At 52.8% G+C, this 16,302-nt stretch carries 14 protein-coding genes; 9 read left to right on the top strand and 5 right to left on the bottom strand.

The features are described 5' to 3' along the window. The first annotated feature begins 51 nt into the window (after positions 1–51). Genes FW415_RS04495 through FW415_RS04505 form a run of 3 tightly spaced genes read left to right on the top strand, consistent with a single transcriptional unit; the run spans position 52 to position 3,048 of the window. Entirely contained in the window at positions 52–1,191 is a 1,140-nt protein-coding gene (locus FW415_RS04495) for a formimidoylglutamase (protein WP_148389831.1), read from the top strand. A gap of 30 nt (positions 1,192–1,221) precedes the next feature. Beyond that, the gene (locus tag FW415_RS04500) at positions 1,222–2,136 is read left to right on the top strand and encodes a YitT family protein (RefSeq protein WP_148383095.1); all 915 of its coding nucleotides are present in this window, start codon (positions 1,222–1,224) and stop codon (positions 2,134–2,136) included. Positions 2,137–2,157: 21 nt separating this feature from the next. After that, entirely contained in the window at positions 2,158–3,048 is an 891-nt protein-coding gene (locus tag FW415_RS04505; protein WP_148383096.1) for an alpha/beta hydrolase, read from the top strand. A 108-nt stretch (positions 3,049–3,156) separates the two neighbouring features. On the opposite strand, the gene FW415_RS04510 is transcribed toward FW415_RS04505, so the two are convergent. Together FW415_RS04510 and FW415_RS04515 are read right to left on the bottom strand one after the other, a co-directional pair. Beyond that, positions 3,157–3,786: a GDSL-type esterase/lipase family protein gene (locus FW415_RS04510; RefSeq protein ID WP_148383097.1), complete on the bottom strand. Its 630-nt coding sequence runs from the start codon at positions 3,784–3,786 to the stop codon at positions 3,157–3,159. Positions 3,787–3,798: 12 nt separating this feature from the next. Beyond that, complete coding sequence (locus FW415_RS04515) at positions 3,799–4,722, bottom strand: hydroxypyruvate isomerase family protein (protein ID WP_148383098.1); 924 nt, start codon at positions 4,720–4,722, stop codon at positions 3,799–3,801. A 220-nt stretch (positions 4,723–4,942) separates the two neighbouring features. Here FW415_RS04515 and FW415_RS04520 point away from each other — a divergent pair, with 220 nt between their 5' ends. The 3 genes from FW415_RS04520 (at position 4,943) to FW415_RS04530 (ending at position 8,763) form a co-directional block, all read left to right on the top strand. Next, the gene (locus FW415_RS04520) at positions 4,943–5,908 is read left to right on the top strand and encodes an SUMF1/EgtB/PvdO family nonheme iron enzyme (RefSeq protein WP_148383099.1); all 966 of its coding nucleotides are present in this window, start codon (positions 4,943–4,945) and stop codon (positions 5,906–5,908) included. Between the two features lie 105 nt (positions 5,909–6,013). Then, positions 6,014–7,354, top strand: a complete 1,341-nt coding sequence (locus FW415_RS04525) for a Gfo/Idh/MocA family oxidoreductase (RefSeq protein WP_148383100.1) — start codon at positions 6,014–6,016, stop codon at positions 7,352–7,354. A 113-nt stretch (positions 7,355–7,467) separates the two neighbouring features. Then, positions 7,468–8,763 carry a D-alanyl-D-alanine carboxypeptidase/D-alanyl-D-alanine-endopeptidase gene (locus FW415_RS04530; RefSeq protein WP_148383101.1) on the top strand — a complete coding sequence of 432 codons (1,296 nt, stop codon included), beginning with the start codon at positions 7,468–7,470 and terminating at the stop codon, positions 8,761–8,763. A gap of 141 nt (positions 8,764–8,904) precedes the next feature. Here FW415_RS04530 and FW415_RS04535 read toward each other — a convergent pair whose 3' ends face one another. Further along, complete coding sequence (locus FW415_RS04535; protein ID WP_148383102.1) at positions 8,905–11,046, bottom strand: S46 family peptidase; 2,142 nt, start codon at positions 11,044–11,046, stop codon at positions 8,905–8,907. Positions 11,047–11,207: 161 nt separating this feature from the next. Between FW415_RS04535 and FW415_RS04540 the strand changes: the two genes are divergently transcribed. Both FW415_RS04540 and FW415_RS04545 read left to right on the top strand, forming a co-directional pair. Further along, the gene (locus FW415_RS04540; protein WP_148383103.1) at positions 11,208–11,684 is read left to right on the top strand and encodes an META domain-containing protein; all 477 of its coding nucleotides are present in this window, start codon (positions 11,208–11,210) and stop codon (positions 11,682–11,684) included. Positions 11,685–11,713: 29 nt separating this feature from the next. Beyond that, the gene (locus FW415_RS04545) at positions 11,714–12,154 is read left to right on the top strand and encodes a hypothetical protein (protein WP_148383104.1); all 441 of its coding nucleotides are present in this window, start codon (positions 11,714–11,716) and stop codon (positions 12,152–12,154) included. A gap of 101 nt (positions 12,155–12,255) precedes the next feature. On the opposite strand, the gene FW415_RS04550 is transcribed toward FW415_RS04545, so the two are convergent. After that, positions 12,256–13,704: a Gfo/Idh/MocA family protein gene (locus FW415_RS04550; protein WP_148383105.1), complete on the bottom strand. Its 1,449-nt coding sequence runs from the start codon at positions 13,702–13,704 to the stop codon at positions 12,256–12,258. A gap of 218 nt (positions 13,705–13,922) precedes the next feature. Here FW415_RS04550 and FW415_RS04555 point away from each other — a divergent pair, with 218 nt between their 5' ends. Further along, the gene (locus FW415_RS04555; protein WP_148383106.1) at positions 13,923–15,563 is read left to right on the top strand and encodes a peptide MFS transporter; all 1,641 of its coding nucleotides are present in this window, start codon (positions 13,923–13,925) and stop codon (positions 15,561–15,563) included. A gap of 54 nt (positions 15,564–15,617) precedes the next feature. Here the strand turns inward: FW415_RS04555 and FW415_RS04560 are convergent, their stop codons facing one another. Then, complete coding sequence (locus FW415_RS04560; RefSeq protein ID WP_148383107.1) at positions 15,618–16,301, bottom strand: gluconate 2-dehydrogenase subunit 3 family protein; 684 nt, start codon at positions 16,299–16,301, stop codon at positions 15,618–15,620. Position 16,302: the final 1 nt, after the last annotated feature.

Consider the following 16,302-nt stretch of genomic DNA (forward strand, 5'->3'; position numbering starts at 1 on the left):
TTTTTTCTGAAATTCTTGTTGTAGGTTTGCGACCAAACAATATCCGTTGTGATGATAGATTTTACGCACTTACAAGACTTCCTGAAACCGGTTTCCAAAACAATGCTGAATGATGACGAAGCATATGACGATCTGCAGATCGGCCGTATGATCGACCTGTATGAAGAAGACCATACTCCGGACCTTGATGCTGCCGATATTGTGCTGTTGGGAGCCAATGAAGCCCGCGGCAACGGCATGCCCAACAGCAGTAACACCGCGCCGGACGTTATCCGCCGGCAATTCTACAGACTCTATCACTGGCACCGGGATGTTCGCCTCGCAGATGCCGGCAACCTGCAGACCGGGCGTTCCGTTACGGATTCTTATGCCGCGCTCAAAGCCGTGGTCACCGAACTGATCGATGCCGGCAAAACCGTGATCATCCTCGGCGGTTCGCATGACCTCACCTACGCACAATACCAGGCTTATGCCGGCAAAAAATATATCATCGAAGCAACCGTTGCCGATGCGCTGATGGACCTGCAGGAAACTTCTTCCCTGCGCTCGGAGCGTTTTCTGCTGGACATGTTCATGGAACAACCCAATTTTCTGCGCCACTACAACCACATCGGTTTCCAGAGTTATTTCGTGCAACCACGCATGCTGGAAACGCTGGACAAGCTGCGGTTCGACTGTTACCGCCTCGGCAAAGTGCGCGAGAACATGGAAGAGATCGAACCCGTGTTGCGGAATACGGACCTGTTCAGTGTGGACATCAATATGATCAAACACACCGATGCACCGGCCAGTTCCCTCTCTCCAAACGGCTTCAGCGGAGAGGAAGCCTGCGCCCTTTCCCGTTATGCCGGTATGAGCGCCCAGCTTAGCAGCTACGGCATTTACGGGTATAATCCTGATAAAGACCGCGATGAACTGACAGCCAAACAGATCGCACAGATGCTCTGGTATTTCATGGACGGGCGTTCCGTGAAGAACAAGGAAGCACAGCTGGCCGAACGGGAATCATTCCTTGAATTTCATATAGCCTTTACCGATATAGATACCGTGTTCCTGAAAAGCAAAAAAACAGGGCGCTGGTGGATGCAGTTGCCGGACAAGGAATTTATTCCCTGTGCTTACAGCGATTATCTGCTGGCGAGCAACAACGAAATTCCGGAACGCTGGCTGCGCAGCCAGGAGAGGCTGTAAGCATATCATACATATATTCGCATACGTCCCATGGTTAACAAATCGCAGGCATTGGTCACCAACCGCCGGGCCAGGATCGCCCGCCTCGCGCTCATACAGGGAGTGCAGGACATAGTATTGATCACGATAGGGGTACTGCTGGCGGCGGTAGGCCTGAAAGCTTTTCTTTTGCCGAATGGCTTCCTGGATGGAGGGGTGACGGGAATATCCCTGCTGGTGAACCAGCTGACCGGTGTTTCCATTTCCATTCTGCTTGTTACGATCAATATTCCGTTCATCATGCTGGCATACAGGCAGCTGTCGAAGGCTTTTACCATAAAGACCATCGCTGCGATCGTCGGGCTGGCCATCTGCCTGGCGCTGATCAAGGTGCCCGCCATTACGCATGACAAGCTGCTGATCGCCCTCTTTGGCGGGTTTTTCCTGGGCGCGGGCATCGGCATGTCTATCCGCGGCGGCGCTGTGCTGGATGGTACAGAAGTGCTTGCCCTGTACATCAACCGCAAAACGGTAATGACAGTAGGGGAGGTGATCATGTATTTCAATGTGGTGATCTTCAGCGTAGCCGCTGTGCTCATTAATGTGGAAACAGCCATGTACGCGCTGCTGACCTATCTGGCGGCTTCCAAAACGGTGGATTTTGTGATACAGGGCTTTGAAGAATACATCGCCCTTACCGTGGTGTCCCGGGAGAGCGAGCTGGTGAGAAAAACGCTCACCCTGAAGCTGCGCAAGGGGGTGACGGTGTTTAAAGGGAAAAGCGGGTTTGGCAAAAGAGGGGAATCAGACCAGGAAATAGATATCATCTATGCGGTGGTAACGCGCCTGGAAGTACACCGGATCATAGACGAGATTGAAAAAATCGATGAAAAAGCGTTTATTGTGCAGCATAATATCAACGATACCCGTGGCGGGATGATCAAACGCCGCGCCACGGCGCATTAATGAACGCATCAATTCTACCGCATGAACAAACGGATAAAAAACGGCTTCGCAGCTGCACTGATGATGACAACAATTACGGTATCTGCACAGGAAAGGATCGATTTGTACCCCGGCCAGCCGGAACTGCAGATCGCAGGCGGCAGAAAAGTGGCGGATGTGCCGCACATCGAGTATTATAAAGCACCGGCGGACAAAAAGAACGGCGCGGGCATACTTATTTGTCCCGGTGGCGGATATACGCACCTGGCCACAGGCCATGAGGGGAAAGACATTGCGGAATTTTTCAACGCCCAGGGCTACGATGCCATTGTACTGCACTACCGCCTGAATGATGCTGCGCAGCAGGGTTCCCGCTTTCCCGCACAATACAATGATGTAACGAACGCCATGCGCCTGGTGAAATCCAAAGCGGCATCTTGGCAGATCAATCCGGAAAAGATCGGTGTCATCGGATTCTCTGCAGGCGGGCATCTGGCCTCCATGCTCACCACCATGCATCTCCCGGCCAAAACCAACGCCGGTAACGAACTGGAAAAATGGAGCAGCCGCCCCGCTTTTTCCATCCTTGTTTACCCGGTCATCAGCATGTCTGAAAGTTTTATGCATAAAGGAAGCATGCAAAACCTGCTGGGCCCCGATGCCAGCGCGGCCATGAAGGATTCACTGTCTACCGACAAGCGGGTAACGGCACAAACGCCGCCGACCATGCTCATCCATTCTACAGACGACAAAACGGTGCCGGTAGAGAACAGCCTTGTGTTCTACCAGGCATTAAAACAGCATAAAGTGCCGGCATCCCTGCATGTGTACGATCACGGCGGGCATGGCTACGGCATGGCGCCCAAAGACGCTGTGCTGAACAGCTGGCCGGGCCTGTGCATCAGCTGGCTGAAAGATGTTGTTTTCAAATAGATCAGGACCGGCGTTACGGCTTCGTAACTTCTTCCCATAAAAAATGCCCCCGGAAGCGACCTGCTTTCCGGGGGCATTTTATTTTCGGGCACTTTTATATGCCGCGTATCATTTTATTTTTTTCTTCACCGCTTCCGCCAGCAGTACAGCGCCCTGTTTGTCCGGATGCACCCCGTCCGCGAAATATTCGCCATGCCCGGTCAGTGCTTTATAGAGATCGATCGTCTTCACCTTTTCCGCTTTCGCGATCTTTTTAATGGCCGGAATGATCTCTCCTTTCACTACCGCTTCGCGGATACCGAAATTATCCCGGAACACCGGCACCGGATAGCAGAGATATATTTTTGGCCGGGAAGCCAGTTGCTTCCATTCCCCTACAAATGCCCGGTAGTCCGGAATAAAATCCGCCTTGTTGGCATCCCAGTTATGCGGTTTGGAATCGTTGGTGCCCAGTTTGATGATCACAATATCGGGCTGCCATGCCTTGGCTTCTTCGAAAGGCTTTTCTATCCAGTAAGGATGATCGCCTTTTTTCAGCAGCGTTCTGGCCCCGATGCCGTAGTTGCGCACTTCGTAACCCTCGCCCAGCAGGCGTTGGAGATGTTTGGGGTAGGTGCTGTCTCCCAGGCCTCTGCCGGCGGTGATGCTGTTGCCTATACAGGCTACTTTGATTTTCTGCTGTGCATGAACGGACAGCATACCTGCCGCCAGGAGCAACAGGAGGAGTATTTTTTTCATACGGGAAGTTTATCAGAGGAAATTATCACTGTCACGGTAAGCCTGTATCAGGGCCTGCTCACCTTCTTTGCCCGGTTTGGCATTGCCGTGTTCCATGCCCATCACGCCTTTATAGCCTTTATTGTGCAGGTGTTTGAATACATTTTTGTAGTTGATCTCGCCGGTGCCGGGCTCCTTGCGGCCGGGATTATCACCGATCTGGATGTAAGCGATCTCATCCCAGCACAGATCGATGTTCGGGATCAGCTGGCCTTCGTTCTTCTGCATATGGTAGATATCGTAGAGGATCTTGCAGGAAGGGCTGTTCACCGCGCGGCAGATCATGTAGGTCTGATCGGAAGTGCGCAGGAAAAGCTCCGGGGTATCGCTGAGCGGTTCCAGCACCATGGTAAGGCCGCCTTTTTCCAGGATCTCGGAGCCCCGGCGCAGCGCGTCTATCACATGGCCGGTCTGCACCCCGATGGGCAGCCTGCGCTCGAAGAAGCCGGGCACTACCGTTGCCCATTTGGCATTGACACGTTTGGCCAGCTCCACGGAGCGTTCACAGGTTTTGAGGAACACATCCAGGTGCTCTTTTTTACCGGTGGTAAGGGATACTTTCCAGTTCTCTCCGCCGTCTATCACAAAAACGCCCATCCGCATGTTCAGTTTGGCCAGCAGTTCACCGATCTTGTTTTGCATGGCCGTATCCCGGCCCAGCATGCCATTATCCTCTATGGAGCGGAAGCCCTGATCGTGCATGAACCGGATCTGATCGAGGAAGTTATCACCGGCGCTGTTCTTGAACATACCGGCATGCGGTGCATAGTCCAGATTAAAGGTCTTTTGCGCAGACCCTTTACCGGCGGCTGCAGCATTTGCGGTAGCAGTGCCTCCGAATGCCAGTGCCGAAATGCCGGCGAGCGTGCTTTGTTGGAGGAAGGTTCGTCTTTCCATACGTGTTTTTAGTTAGATGAAGGGTGGATGATCGTTTGCGATCCGAAATTTAATCGCTTTTGCAGGTAAAACCCAGTGATTTGATAAAAAAATCCCGAACCGGCATTTTTCGGGATAAAATGCAAGGATAATTGCCGTTTATTGACGTTCATAAAAAAAACATTGCTTTCGTAGCCCGGAATTAATAAATTCACACGCTTAATATTACCACGTATTGCCCATGACTAAAAGAACAGCAGCCCTGTTGCTTGCAGGATTTATCCCAGGCGCAGCCTTGGCACAGAACGGAGAGCCATTTGAAGCCTACGCACAGAAAATACCGGGAACGGAAGTGACCATACAAATGGTCCCTGTAAAGGCCGGGGAGTTCCTGCTGGGCAGCCCTGCAAAAGAAAAAGGCCGCAATGCAGATGAAGGCCCGCAGCAGAAAGTGAAAATCGATGCTTTCTGGATGGGTGCATATGAACTGACTTTCGATCAATTTGATATTTATACCGATGCGGAAAAGGATAAAACGCCTTTACCGGACGGCATGACGCGGCCCAGCCCGCCGTATATCGATCTCACCCTCGGGATGGGCAAGAGCGGCGGATACCCGGCTAACAGCATGAGCCAGTACAGTGCGCTGATGTATTGCCGCTGGCTGTATAACAAAACAGGGGTGTTCTATCGCCTGCCCACAGAAGCGGAATGGGAATACGCCTGCCGTGCGGGCTCCGCTACCGCGTATCCTTTCGGTGACGATAGCGGGCAGTTGGACGAATATGCGTGGACGGTTGCCAACAGCGGGGAAGTATATCACAAGGTTGGAGAGTTGAAACCCAATGCTTGGGGCCTGTACGACATGCTGGGCAACGTGGCGGAATGGACGCTGGACCAGTATGATGAAAAAGGCCTGCAAAAGGCCGCAGCTGTCAATCCCTGGAACAAACCCACGGAAAGCACACCCCGGACCATCAAGGGAGGGCATTACCTGGATGAGGCATCGGCCGCCCGTTGCGCATCCCGCCTGAAATCCGAGGAGTCCTGGAACTTCCGCGACCCGCAGATCCCCCGCAGCAAGTGGTGGAATGCGGACGCGCCATTCATCGGTTTCCGGATCGTCCGTCCCCTGAAACAGCCCACAAAGGAAGAAGCGGAGCAATTCTTTGCAGCGGTGGCGGACAAGTTCGTCGGCGCCCGCTAAGTCGTTTATTTGTTAAATCCGCGCAAGGGCATGGATTTAACAAGAGTAAGTTGTAATTTCTAGGTTCCATATATCATCTAAAACTCCCCGGTAAAATATACCAACATGGAAAACGAAAAAGCACAAACATTCCACGGGCAAAGCCGCAGAGACTTTGTCAAGAAAACAGGCGTACTGGCAGGCGGGCTTATTGCAGCACCGTACCTGTCGTCCCAGGCAAATTATTTCTCCGGCGCGCCGGATGTGATCAAAGTTGCGCTGATCGGTTGCGGTGGCCGCGGTACCGGTGCTGCGGTGCAGGCATTGAGCACCAAGCAGAATGTTCGCCTCGTTGCGATGGCAGATGCCTTCCGCGACAGGCTGGACGGCAGCTATAATAATATCAAGGAAGCCATCAAGGCAACACCGGAGCGTTTGCAGGTGCCTGATGAAAATAAATACACCGGCTTCGATGGATATAAAGAAGCCATTGCGAAAGCGGATGTGGTGATCCTTACCACGCCTCCGGGCTTCCGCCCCATTCATTTTGAAGAGGCCGTTCGCCAGGGCAAGCATGTGTTCATGGAAAAACCGGTGGCCACAGATCCCGCCGGTATCGCCAAGGTGCTGGCTACCGCAGAGATCGCCAAACAAAAGAAACTGAATGTGATCGTGGGGCTGCAACGCCACTACCAGACCTCCTACCGCGAGCTTTACAAACGCGTACAGGACGGCATGATCGGAGATATCCTTTCCATGCAGGTTTGGTGGAACCAGGGCGCGCTCTGGGTAAAACCGCGTAAACCCGAATATACGGAGATGGAATACCAGATGCGTAACTGGTATTATTTCAACTGGCTCTGCGGCGACCATATCGTGGAACAGCATATCCATAATATCGATGTTGGCAACTGGTTCATGGGCGAAACGCCGGTGACCGCGGTAGGTATGGGCGGCCGCGCCATCCGTACCGGCAAGGAATACGGCGAGATCTACGACCATCACTACGTGGAATACCGCTACAAGAACGGCGTGGTGATGAACAGCCAGTGCCGCCACTGGAAAGATTCCGTTAGCCGGGTGGATGAAGAGCTCGTGGGCACCAAAGGCCGCGTGATCTGCGACAGGGGCGTGATCCTCGATCATAAAGGCAAACCGCTCTACCAGTTCGACCGCAAGAATCACAACCAGCCCTATCAGCAGGAACATGACGAACTGTTCGCTGCCATTGCCAAAGGCGAATACAAATTTGCCGATACGCAGCAGGGTGCCGAGGCTACCCTGTCCGCCATCATTGGCCGTCTGGCGACCTATTCCGGGCAGTCCATTGCATGGGACAAAGCGCTGGCCTCCGGCCTGAGCATTCAGCCGGAACGTTATGCATTCGATGCGCCGCCGCCGGTTATGCCGGATGCCGAAGGCAATTATGCCTACGCCAAGCCGGGCGTTACAAAGTATTTCAGCTGATGATCCATATTATTTAAAGGGAATACCCGCATAATGGAGGGGACGTATCAAAAGGCTGATACGTCCCCTTTTTGTGCCGGCACTTTTTCCATAAATGTTTTATCTTGATAAGCATGAGATCATTTCTGTTCAGCATCATCGCTTTCCTGATCACAACGGCGGCCCTGGCCCAGCCGAAGAACATCCGCAAATGGGCCGATGAAGAGCTCCTTCGTAAAAAAGATATCCGGAATGCCCATACCGGTATCTGTATCATGGATGCCGCCACAGGAAAATACTGGCTGCAGTACCAGGATGACAAATTTTTCACGCCGGCCTCGAATACCAAGATCTTTACCCTTTTTACCGGGCTTGAGCTGCTGGGGGATTCCCTGCCGGCCATGCGTTATGCGGAAGATGATACGGCCATCTACATACAGGGGACCGGAGACCCTTCCTTCCTGCATCCCGATTTCAGCTACCAGCCGGTCATGGAAAAGTTAACGCAAACGGATAAACGTATCTGGCTGGCTCCGGCACTTATCCGGAACAAACGTTTCGGTCCCGGTTGGGCCTGGAGTGATTATGCGGACTACTACCAGCCGGAGTTGAATGCATGGCCGATGTACGGGAACGTGGCCAGGATCAATATCACCGGCAGCGCTTATACGGTTTCGCCCGCTTATTTCGCCAGGGACCTGCAGCTGGTCCGGGAAAAAGCGCCGGAAGAGGTATTGGCAGACCGGGATGAGCGCAGCAACCGCTTCATCCTGCACTATCGTACGGATGACAGAGCGAGCCATGATTTTGAAGTGCCTTTCATCACCGGGGGCAATGAACAGCTGGTACAGCGCCTGCAGGACACACTACGCAGGGAAGTGGGTTTGCTGAACACCCCCATCCGCGGGCCCCTGCTCAAAAGCATACCGGTGGATACCCTGTTCCAGCCGATGATGCACCGCAGCGATAATTTTTTCGCGGAACAGATACTGATGATGTGCTCCGCCATGCTGGGAGACAGCATCGATTCCAGGAAAACGATCCGGTATATGCTGGACAGCACATTGAAAGACCTCCCGCATCCGCCGCGCTGGGCGGACGGTTCGGGGCTTTCCCGTTATAACCTCATTACGCCGCGGGATTTCGTGTATGTGCTGAACAAAATGTATAAAAAATACCCGAAGGAGAGGCTGTTGCCGCTCTTCCCGAGCGGCGGCAAAGGCACGCTGCGCACCTATTATCAGCAGTTGCCGGGCCGGCTGTATGCGAAAACCGGCACCCTCAGCGGCTGCGTGGCCCTCAGCGGGTACATTGTCACCAGGTCGGGGAAAACACTGGTGTTCAGCGTACTGGTCAATAATCATGATACAACGTCAACGGTTGTACGAAGAGCGGTGGAGCGCTTTCTGCTGAAAGTAGCGAACGGGTAGGGAAGCAGCGTTTCGGTGAGCCGGTCTGCCCGGGAGATCACGGCAGAAAACGCAAAAGAAAAGGAGTTGTTTTAAAAGTAACGCTTACGGGTGTCCGTATTACTTTTAAAACAACTCCTTTCCGGATGACTGTTGCCGCGATTACTTCACCAGCTTCAGTTCATTAATAATATGTTTGGCGCCGCCAAGTTTATCAATACACCACAGCACATAACGCACATCAACGCAGATGGTGCGGTTGTAGTTCTTATCGAACTGTATCTTGTGGCTTAACGCTTCATAGTTGCCGTCGAATGCCAGCCCGATCAGTTCTCCGTTCCCGTTGATCACGGGAGAGCCGGAGTTGCCGCCGGTAATATCGTTGGTGGTAATAAACCCTACTACCAGGTCTTTACGTTTCGCATCGATATATTGCCCGAAATCTTTCTTTGCTACGAGGTCCGCAAACCCCGGAGGCAGATCGAACTCATAGTCGCCCGGCACGTATTTTTCCATTACACCGGATGCGGTGGTAACGTAGTCATACGCCACGGCATCACGCGGGGAGTAGGGTTTCACCTGGCCATAGGAAAGGCGCATGGTGAAGTTTGCGTCCGGGTAGCGGGATGCATTGGGCTGCTGTTGCATCACACCCTTCAGGTACAGACGGCCCAGTTCATTATTTTGCGCAGTGAACTGCTGGTGCAGCGGGAGGTATTTGCCTACATAGTTCTTCACAAAGGCGGAAGCATAGGCGTAGGCAGGGTCTTCCTGCAGCACTACGGCATCAGGGTTGGCCGTGAAGGCCTTCCATTTTGCATCGTTGAAGATCATGGTATTGGCGAACACGGATGCGGCCCAGGTCTGGTAGGTTTTGGCATCATCGAGGCTGCCGTAGGATTTGAGCCCTTCATAGAACCCGATGGGATGCTGGTCTTTCGGGATGTCCATATAATAACGCTGGGCCATGGCCGCCATTATCTTCTGGTCACTGGGCTTGTTCTCATCTTTCAGAAAGTTGGCGCGGGCGGCGTCAGCTGCGGCTACGGCAGCTTTTACATCACCTTTTCTGAGGATGGCGTTTTCTACTGCAGCCAGGTTGGAAGCGTAGGCGGCAAGCGCGGAGCCGAAAATGCCTTCATTCAGGTACACGCGCACTTTGGCATAAGGCTCCCAGGCTTTGTAGATCTTCTCATAATCCGGGAAAATGTGCTCAAATTCAGGTTTGCCTTTTGCCCACTGACGGAAAGCGGCTTCCTGCTTTTGTTTATCCTCGTACACATGATATTTGATGAGCTGTTTGCTTTCACCATCGAAGAACTTCCAGTAGTTGGCGATACCGGCGTAGGAGGAGGCAAGCTGCAGTTTTACGGCCGGATCTTTTTTCATTTCCTCGAACATGTATTTGAGGCGGATGTCGCGGAGATTGACGGTGGAGGGATTCTCCACATCGATCTTCAGTTTTACGCCATATGATGTTTCGTAACGGTTGGTACCGCCGGGATATCCGAAGATCATGGCATAGTCATTCTCTTTCACGCCCTTGATAGACACCGGCAGGAAATACTTCGGTTTCATCGGAACATTGTCCGCTGCATATGGTGCGGGTTTGCCATCCTTGCCGGTATACACGCGGAACACGGAAAAGTCTCCGGTATGGCGCGGCCATTCCCAGTTGTCCGTATCGCCGCCGAATTTGCCCACGCTTTCCGGCGGTGTGCCAACGAGGCGGATATCGGTATATCGTTCATATACAAAAAGCAGATACTGATTCCCTTTGAACATCGGGTTCACGCGGGCCTCGTAGCCCGTGCCTTCCGTGGCCGCGGTGATGATGCCGGATGTAACAGCCTGCAGCCGTTGTGTGCGTTCTGCATCAGGAGCGCCGGCAAGCGCCGAGTCCACTTTCGCTGTTACGTCTTCCACCCTTACCAGGAATTGTACGGAAAGTCCTTTGGATGGGATCTCCTCCTGTTTGTTCTTTGCATAAAAACCGTCGCGGAGATAATTCTTCTCCATGGTGCTCGCATTCGCAATAGCGCCGTAGCCGCAGTGATGATTGGTAAAGATGAGGCCCTGGTTGCTGACGATCTCACCGGTACAGCCACCGCCGAAAATGATGATGGCATCTTTCATGGAAGATTTGTTGATGCTGTACAGCTGTTCCTTTGAAAGCTTCAGCCCTTTCTTCACCATGTCGGCATATACTTGCTGTCCTAACAGGTAAGGCAGCCACATGCCTTCATCAGCCCTTACCAGCTTTACGGAAAGCAGGAGCAGCAGGAGGAATAGATTTTTCTTCATATTGCAGGTTTTGTAAAAAGAGGCCCAAACCTACCGAATTTTCACAATATTCAACAATAAGGCTTGATTCTTGTTAAGATTCCTTGTGGCATGGACCGCTACATGAATCTCCTTGCTTTGCCCGGCCCCGGGTGGCCGCTTAAATAAAAAACAAAACAGAGATGAAACAACTATTATGCTGTTGCGCATTTGGCCTTACCGGCCTGTTATTTGCCTGCCAGGGGACCAATAAGCCCACAGGCCAGGATACCACCACCGTGGCCGGAGTATCTTCCGCCACCACGGACTGGCAGCTGGAAGGTACCCGCTGGAAGCTGAAGGAATTTCCCGGCAGCGCTACCCCATTACCCGCGATGGAAAAAGAAGTTTTCATGGTCTTCCAGGACTCCTCCGCACAGGTGATGGGTTTTCTGGGGTGTAACGGATTTGGCGGGAGTTATGTGGCCGATGCCTCCGGGGGGCTGGCTATCACCAATGTTATGTCCACCCAGATGGCCTGCCCAGCCCTTGATGTGGAGAATGCTTTTTCAAGGGCGATGGAAATGGCCAACCGGTTCACTATTGAAAAAGACCTGTTGAGCCTGCAGAAAGGGGATTCTGTTATGGTCACCTTTGAGGCCGGGCCGTTACAGGAATAATATTCATCACTCACCAAAATAAACAAGTCATGCAGAAGTATTTTCTTATTCTGGCTGCGGCCGCCTTCATGGCCTGCCAGGGAAACAGAACAGATAACACATCTGACAGCGCCTCCGAAAAAATGCAGGAAGGCATGGAAGACATCAGGGAGGGCGCCGAAATGGAAGCCGATACTGCCGGGGCCTATTTCCGGGAGCAAAGGGATAAACTGGCCAAAAGCATTGAAGAGCGCCGGGCTGAGCTCGATGCCAAGATCGAGGAACTGAAAAAGGATGGCAGCGCGAAAAGCGAAAAGGCCCGCAAACGCCTGGAAAAAGTGCGTGATGATCTGGATGCGAAGCTGCAGGATGTAAAGAACAGTACTGCTGAAACCTGGGACGATACCAAAAAGGGGATCGACGAGACCATGAAGAAAGTAGATGACGAATGGCAGGAGTTCAAAAGGGATTTCAAGGAGTTGTTCCGCTAGTACCTTTTTTGTTAACCGATACACCACTGAACCGCAATAAAAGAAAAACGCTGTGGGGCGAAAATTCCACAGCGTTTTTTTATGATCAGATGCAAAGGTGATTATACACCCAGCGTCCAGCCGTCGCGGTAATTGCGTTTTACGAACTGGTTGGCATCATCGAAGTTGGTGATCTTCATATTCGGCCCATCCCACAACAGTTTGATGTAACGTCCCGGATAGTCGAAGCCGTTGCCGTTTGCTTTGGGCTTGCGCACATCATAGCTGCGGATGGCCAGGTTGCCCATCAGGATGGTTTCCGTAAGCGGACCGGAGATATCGAACGGAGCGCTCAATTCTTTTTTGCCATAACCGGCGATACAGGCATTCACCCATTGCACATAGTGGCCTTCCGGAACACGCGCGATGGTCTGCTTCACATTTACTTCCTTGTTGCGGGAAGAGGGCAGCAGGGATGGGTACATACCGTAGGTGCCGCACATCATCTTGCCTTTGGAGCCGATAAAGATAGCGCCGTTCCCGCCGTCTCCCATTCTTTCGTTCGGGCCCAGCTCTTCCGGACGGGCAGGTTGAATACCGCCATCCATCCAGTGCAGCTTGATGTCCGATTTGCCGCCTTTGCCTTCGAAGTTCATGATCACATGAGAAGAAGGAGGGCAGCTGTCCGGGAAATAGCCCTGTTTGAATTCATCTACATACACACTGCCCACGCTGGCTTCCGCAGAGGTCGGATAACCGAGGCCCAGTACGCGGAAGGGAGGTTCCACAATGTGGCAACCCATGTCCCCAAGTGCGCCGGTACCATAGTCCCACCAGCCGCGCCAGTTAAACGGCACCAGTTTCTCTACATAATCCTTTTGGGGAGCAGTGCCAAGCCAAAGGTCCCAGTCCAGCCCCTTGGGTATCTCCGCTTTCTGGGTAGGCCAGGGAATGCCCTGGGGCCAAACGGGGCGGTTCGTCCAGCAATAAACGGTATGCACGTCACCGATCAGGCCGGCGTTGTACCATTCCATCAGCTGGCGCACACCATCGCCGGAGGCGCCCTGGTTGCCCATCTGGGTCACTACTTTATATTTTTTCGCGGCTTCGGTAAGCATGCGCGCTTCGTAGATGTCGTGGGTGAGGGGCTTTTGCACATAAACGTGCTTGCCCAGTTGCATGGCCGCCATAGCTTGTATAGCATGGTTATGGTCCGGCGATGATACCGTTACGGCATCGATGTTCTTGTGCTCTTTTTCGAGCATCTCGCGGAAGTCCTTGTAGTACTTCGCTTTAGGGAAGCGTTTTATGGAATTTGCGGCACGGCGGTCGTCCACATCGCATAATACAACGATGTCCGACGGGCCTTTTGCGATCTCGGTAAGGTCGCTTTCGCCTTTACCGCCAACGCCGATACCCGCAACCCTTAACCGGTCGCTGGGCGCTGTGTACCCTTTACCTCCCAATACGTGACGTGGAACGATCATAAAACCGGCAGCCGCTGCGGTGCTGTTCGTTAGAAATGATCTACGGGAAATCTGGTTTCTTTTGTTATTTTTTTCCTGAACCATGATTTTATAAATTTTCGTTCAATATAATAGAAAAACAGTAGTCATTAATAAAAATATCTATGAATGGTTGCGCTGCTAAAACGATTTTCACAAAGGATACGGCATGCGTTCCCGAGAAAGGCTTCCAAGTTAATAAATTGATGAATAAGCCGTCATTAAATTTGGGGCTATTGCCGTTTTGTTGTTATTTTTAGCAGATCACCAAAACTGGTCGCTATATGCCATCCAACCATAAACATCCGGCCGCGCTGCCCTTTCTCTTTTTTTCTGAAATGTGGGAGCGGTTCGGGTTCTACCTGCTGCTCGCCATCCTGCAACTGTACCTGACTGATGCGGAATCCGGCGGATGGGCGATGGACCGGAGCAAGGCGGTGGATATTTTCGGCACTTTTATCGCTTTCGTTTATCTCACACCATTTATCGGGGGGCTGCTGGCGGACCGGAAACTGGGATATGCCAGGTCCGTCATCATCGGCGGCATACTGATGGGCCTTGGTTATATGGGGCTCGCGGTGCAGAACCTCACGGTTTTTTATCTGTCGCTGGGACTGATCTGCGTGGGCAACGGCTTTTTCAAACCCAATATTTCCACCCTGCTGGGGAATGTATATAATGATGAAAAATACCGTTCCCGGAAGGATACGGGGTACAATATCTTTTACATGGGCATCAATATCGGCGCCTTCATCTGTACGTTCTTTGCGGCTTACCTCCGGAACAGCATCAACTGGGGCGCGGCTTTCATGGCTGCGGGTATAGGGATGTTCCTCGGTGTGCTGATCTTTATCGTGGGCCTGAAACATTACCGGCACGCGGACGTCCGCAAGCCCGAGCAGCCGGGGGACATGCCGCTGGGCAGCATTTTTGCCCAGGTGTTCCTGCCGGTGCTGGTTGTCGGATACATCGGCTGGGTGATACCCGGCAATATTTTCGGCTCTGATTCCACGGATGCCTTCATCTTTGCCTGCCTGCCCATCGTTTATTTCTTCACCAACCTGCTGCGCAAAGCCAGCGGGGCGGACAAGCAACCCGTAAAGGCATTGCTGGCCATCTTTGCCGTATCCGTGATGTTCTGGGCCGTATTCAAACAAAATGGTACAGCGCTCACCACCTGGGCGCAGTTTTATACGGACAGGGAATTGCCTGCCGCCATTGAAGGGCCGGCCCGTTCATTGTATCTGGCGGAAACCGTTGCCAATACAACCGATTCCGTTGTTGCCTATGATGGGGAATTCCGTGTGATCAAGGATGCGCAGGGGCAACCGGTAAAAGAATATGGCAAGCCCGTGTACCTGAAAAACGTGGCGCCGGAAGAAATGCCGGCGGAAGGGGAGACCATCAGCGTTGTCAATACAGAACTGTTCCAATCCGTCAATCCTTTCTTTGTTATTGTGCTTACTCCGCTGATCGTGGCTTTCTTTGCCCTGCTCAGGCGGCGGAACAAGGAGCCCTCCACGCCTACCAAGATTGCCTGGGGGCTGCTGATCTCATCCCTGTCTACTTTTATGATGGTGGCTGCGGTGGTTTATTGCGACAATGGCGCCAGCAAGGCATCGTTATGGTGGCTGTTCGGATGTTACGGCGTGATCACGGTAGGAGAACTGCTGCTCAGCCCGATGGGCCTTTCGCTCGTATCCAAGCTTAGCCCGCCGCGCCTTACTTCACTGATGATGGGCGGATGGTTCCTGGCTACTTCCATCGGCAACAAATTGTCGGGCGTGCTGGCTGCGATGTGGGACACGTACGACAACAAAGTGAATTATTTCCTCGTGAACTTCGTGCTGCTGGGTTTTGCCGCCGGGCTGATATTCGTGATGCTGCGGTGGCTGAACAGGGTGTTCAGGGAGCATACCTCCTAGGGCATTGCTTTCCGGCGGCACTTTTATCGCAGCGCTGCCGGAAAGCATCCCGAATTACTCTTCCCAGGTCATGATCGTACCGCGGTCTTCCGGTTTGAGGCATTCGCGCAGGGTTTTTTCATCGTAGGCCAGGTTGTATTGCGCCAGCACATCCTCCGGTACGCCGTCCCATACATTCGGCTGGTTGCCTTTGTATCCGAGATCGCGGATACCAGTTTCACTTGTGAAAAAGCCCGAAGCCGTGAGGTTGCGCAGGGTGCTGAAAAATGCTACCCCCTGGCTCAGTTCCGGCGCGGCATTATAAGGGAAGGCGATCTGGTCGATGATCTTTGTCTGCTCGGCGGCCGGCAGTTCCGTAAAAACCTTGTTATGTAATTTGAGGCAATGCACATCCAGCCAGCGAAGCCCTCCGCGCAGGGGCGTCTGGTATTGCGGCATATCCTTTGCTATAAACGCTATGAAGTCCGGCACCCCGGCATCCGAAGCGCTCCCCGAATGGTCGTCCGCGGGGATGATGATATCCACCAGCACCGTGATGGTCTGCATTTCCGCTGGGGTGAAGAAAGTCTCCTTGGAGAGTGATTCATCCCTTATAACCTCATCAGACGTGCGGCCATAATCTTTGAACACACCCTTGCCGATGGGGGCTTTATCTCCTTGCTGTTCACATGCCGATAATATCACGCCTGTAGATACGGAGCCAATGAGCAGGGCTTTCAGCGATTCTCTTCTGTCCATG

This window comes from Chitinophaga sp. XS-30, assembly GCF_008086345.1.
GTDB lineage: Bacteria > Bacteroidota > Bacteroidia > Chitinophagales > Chitinophagaceae > Chitinophaga.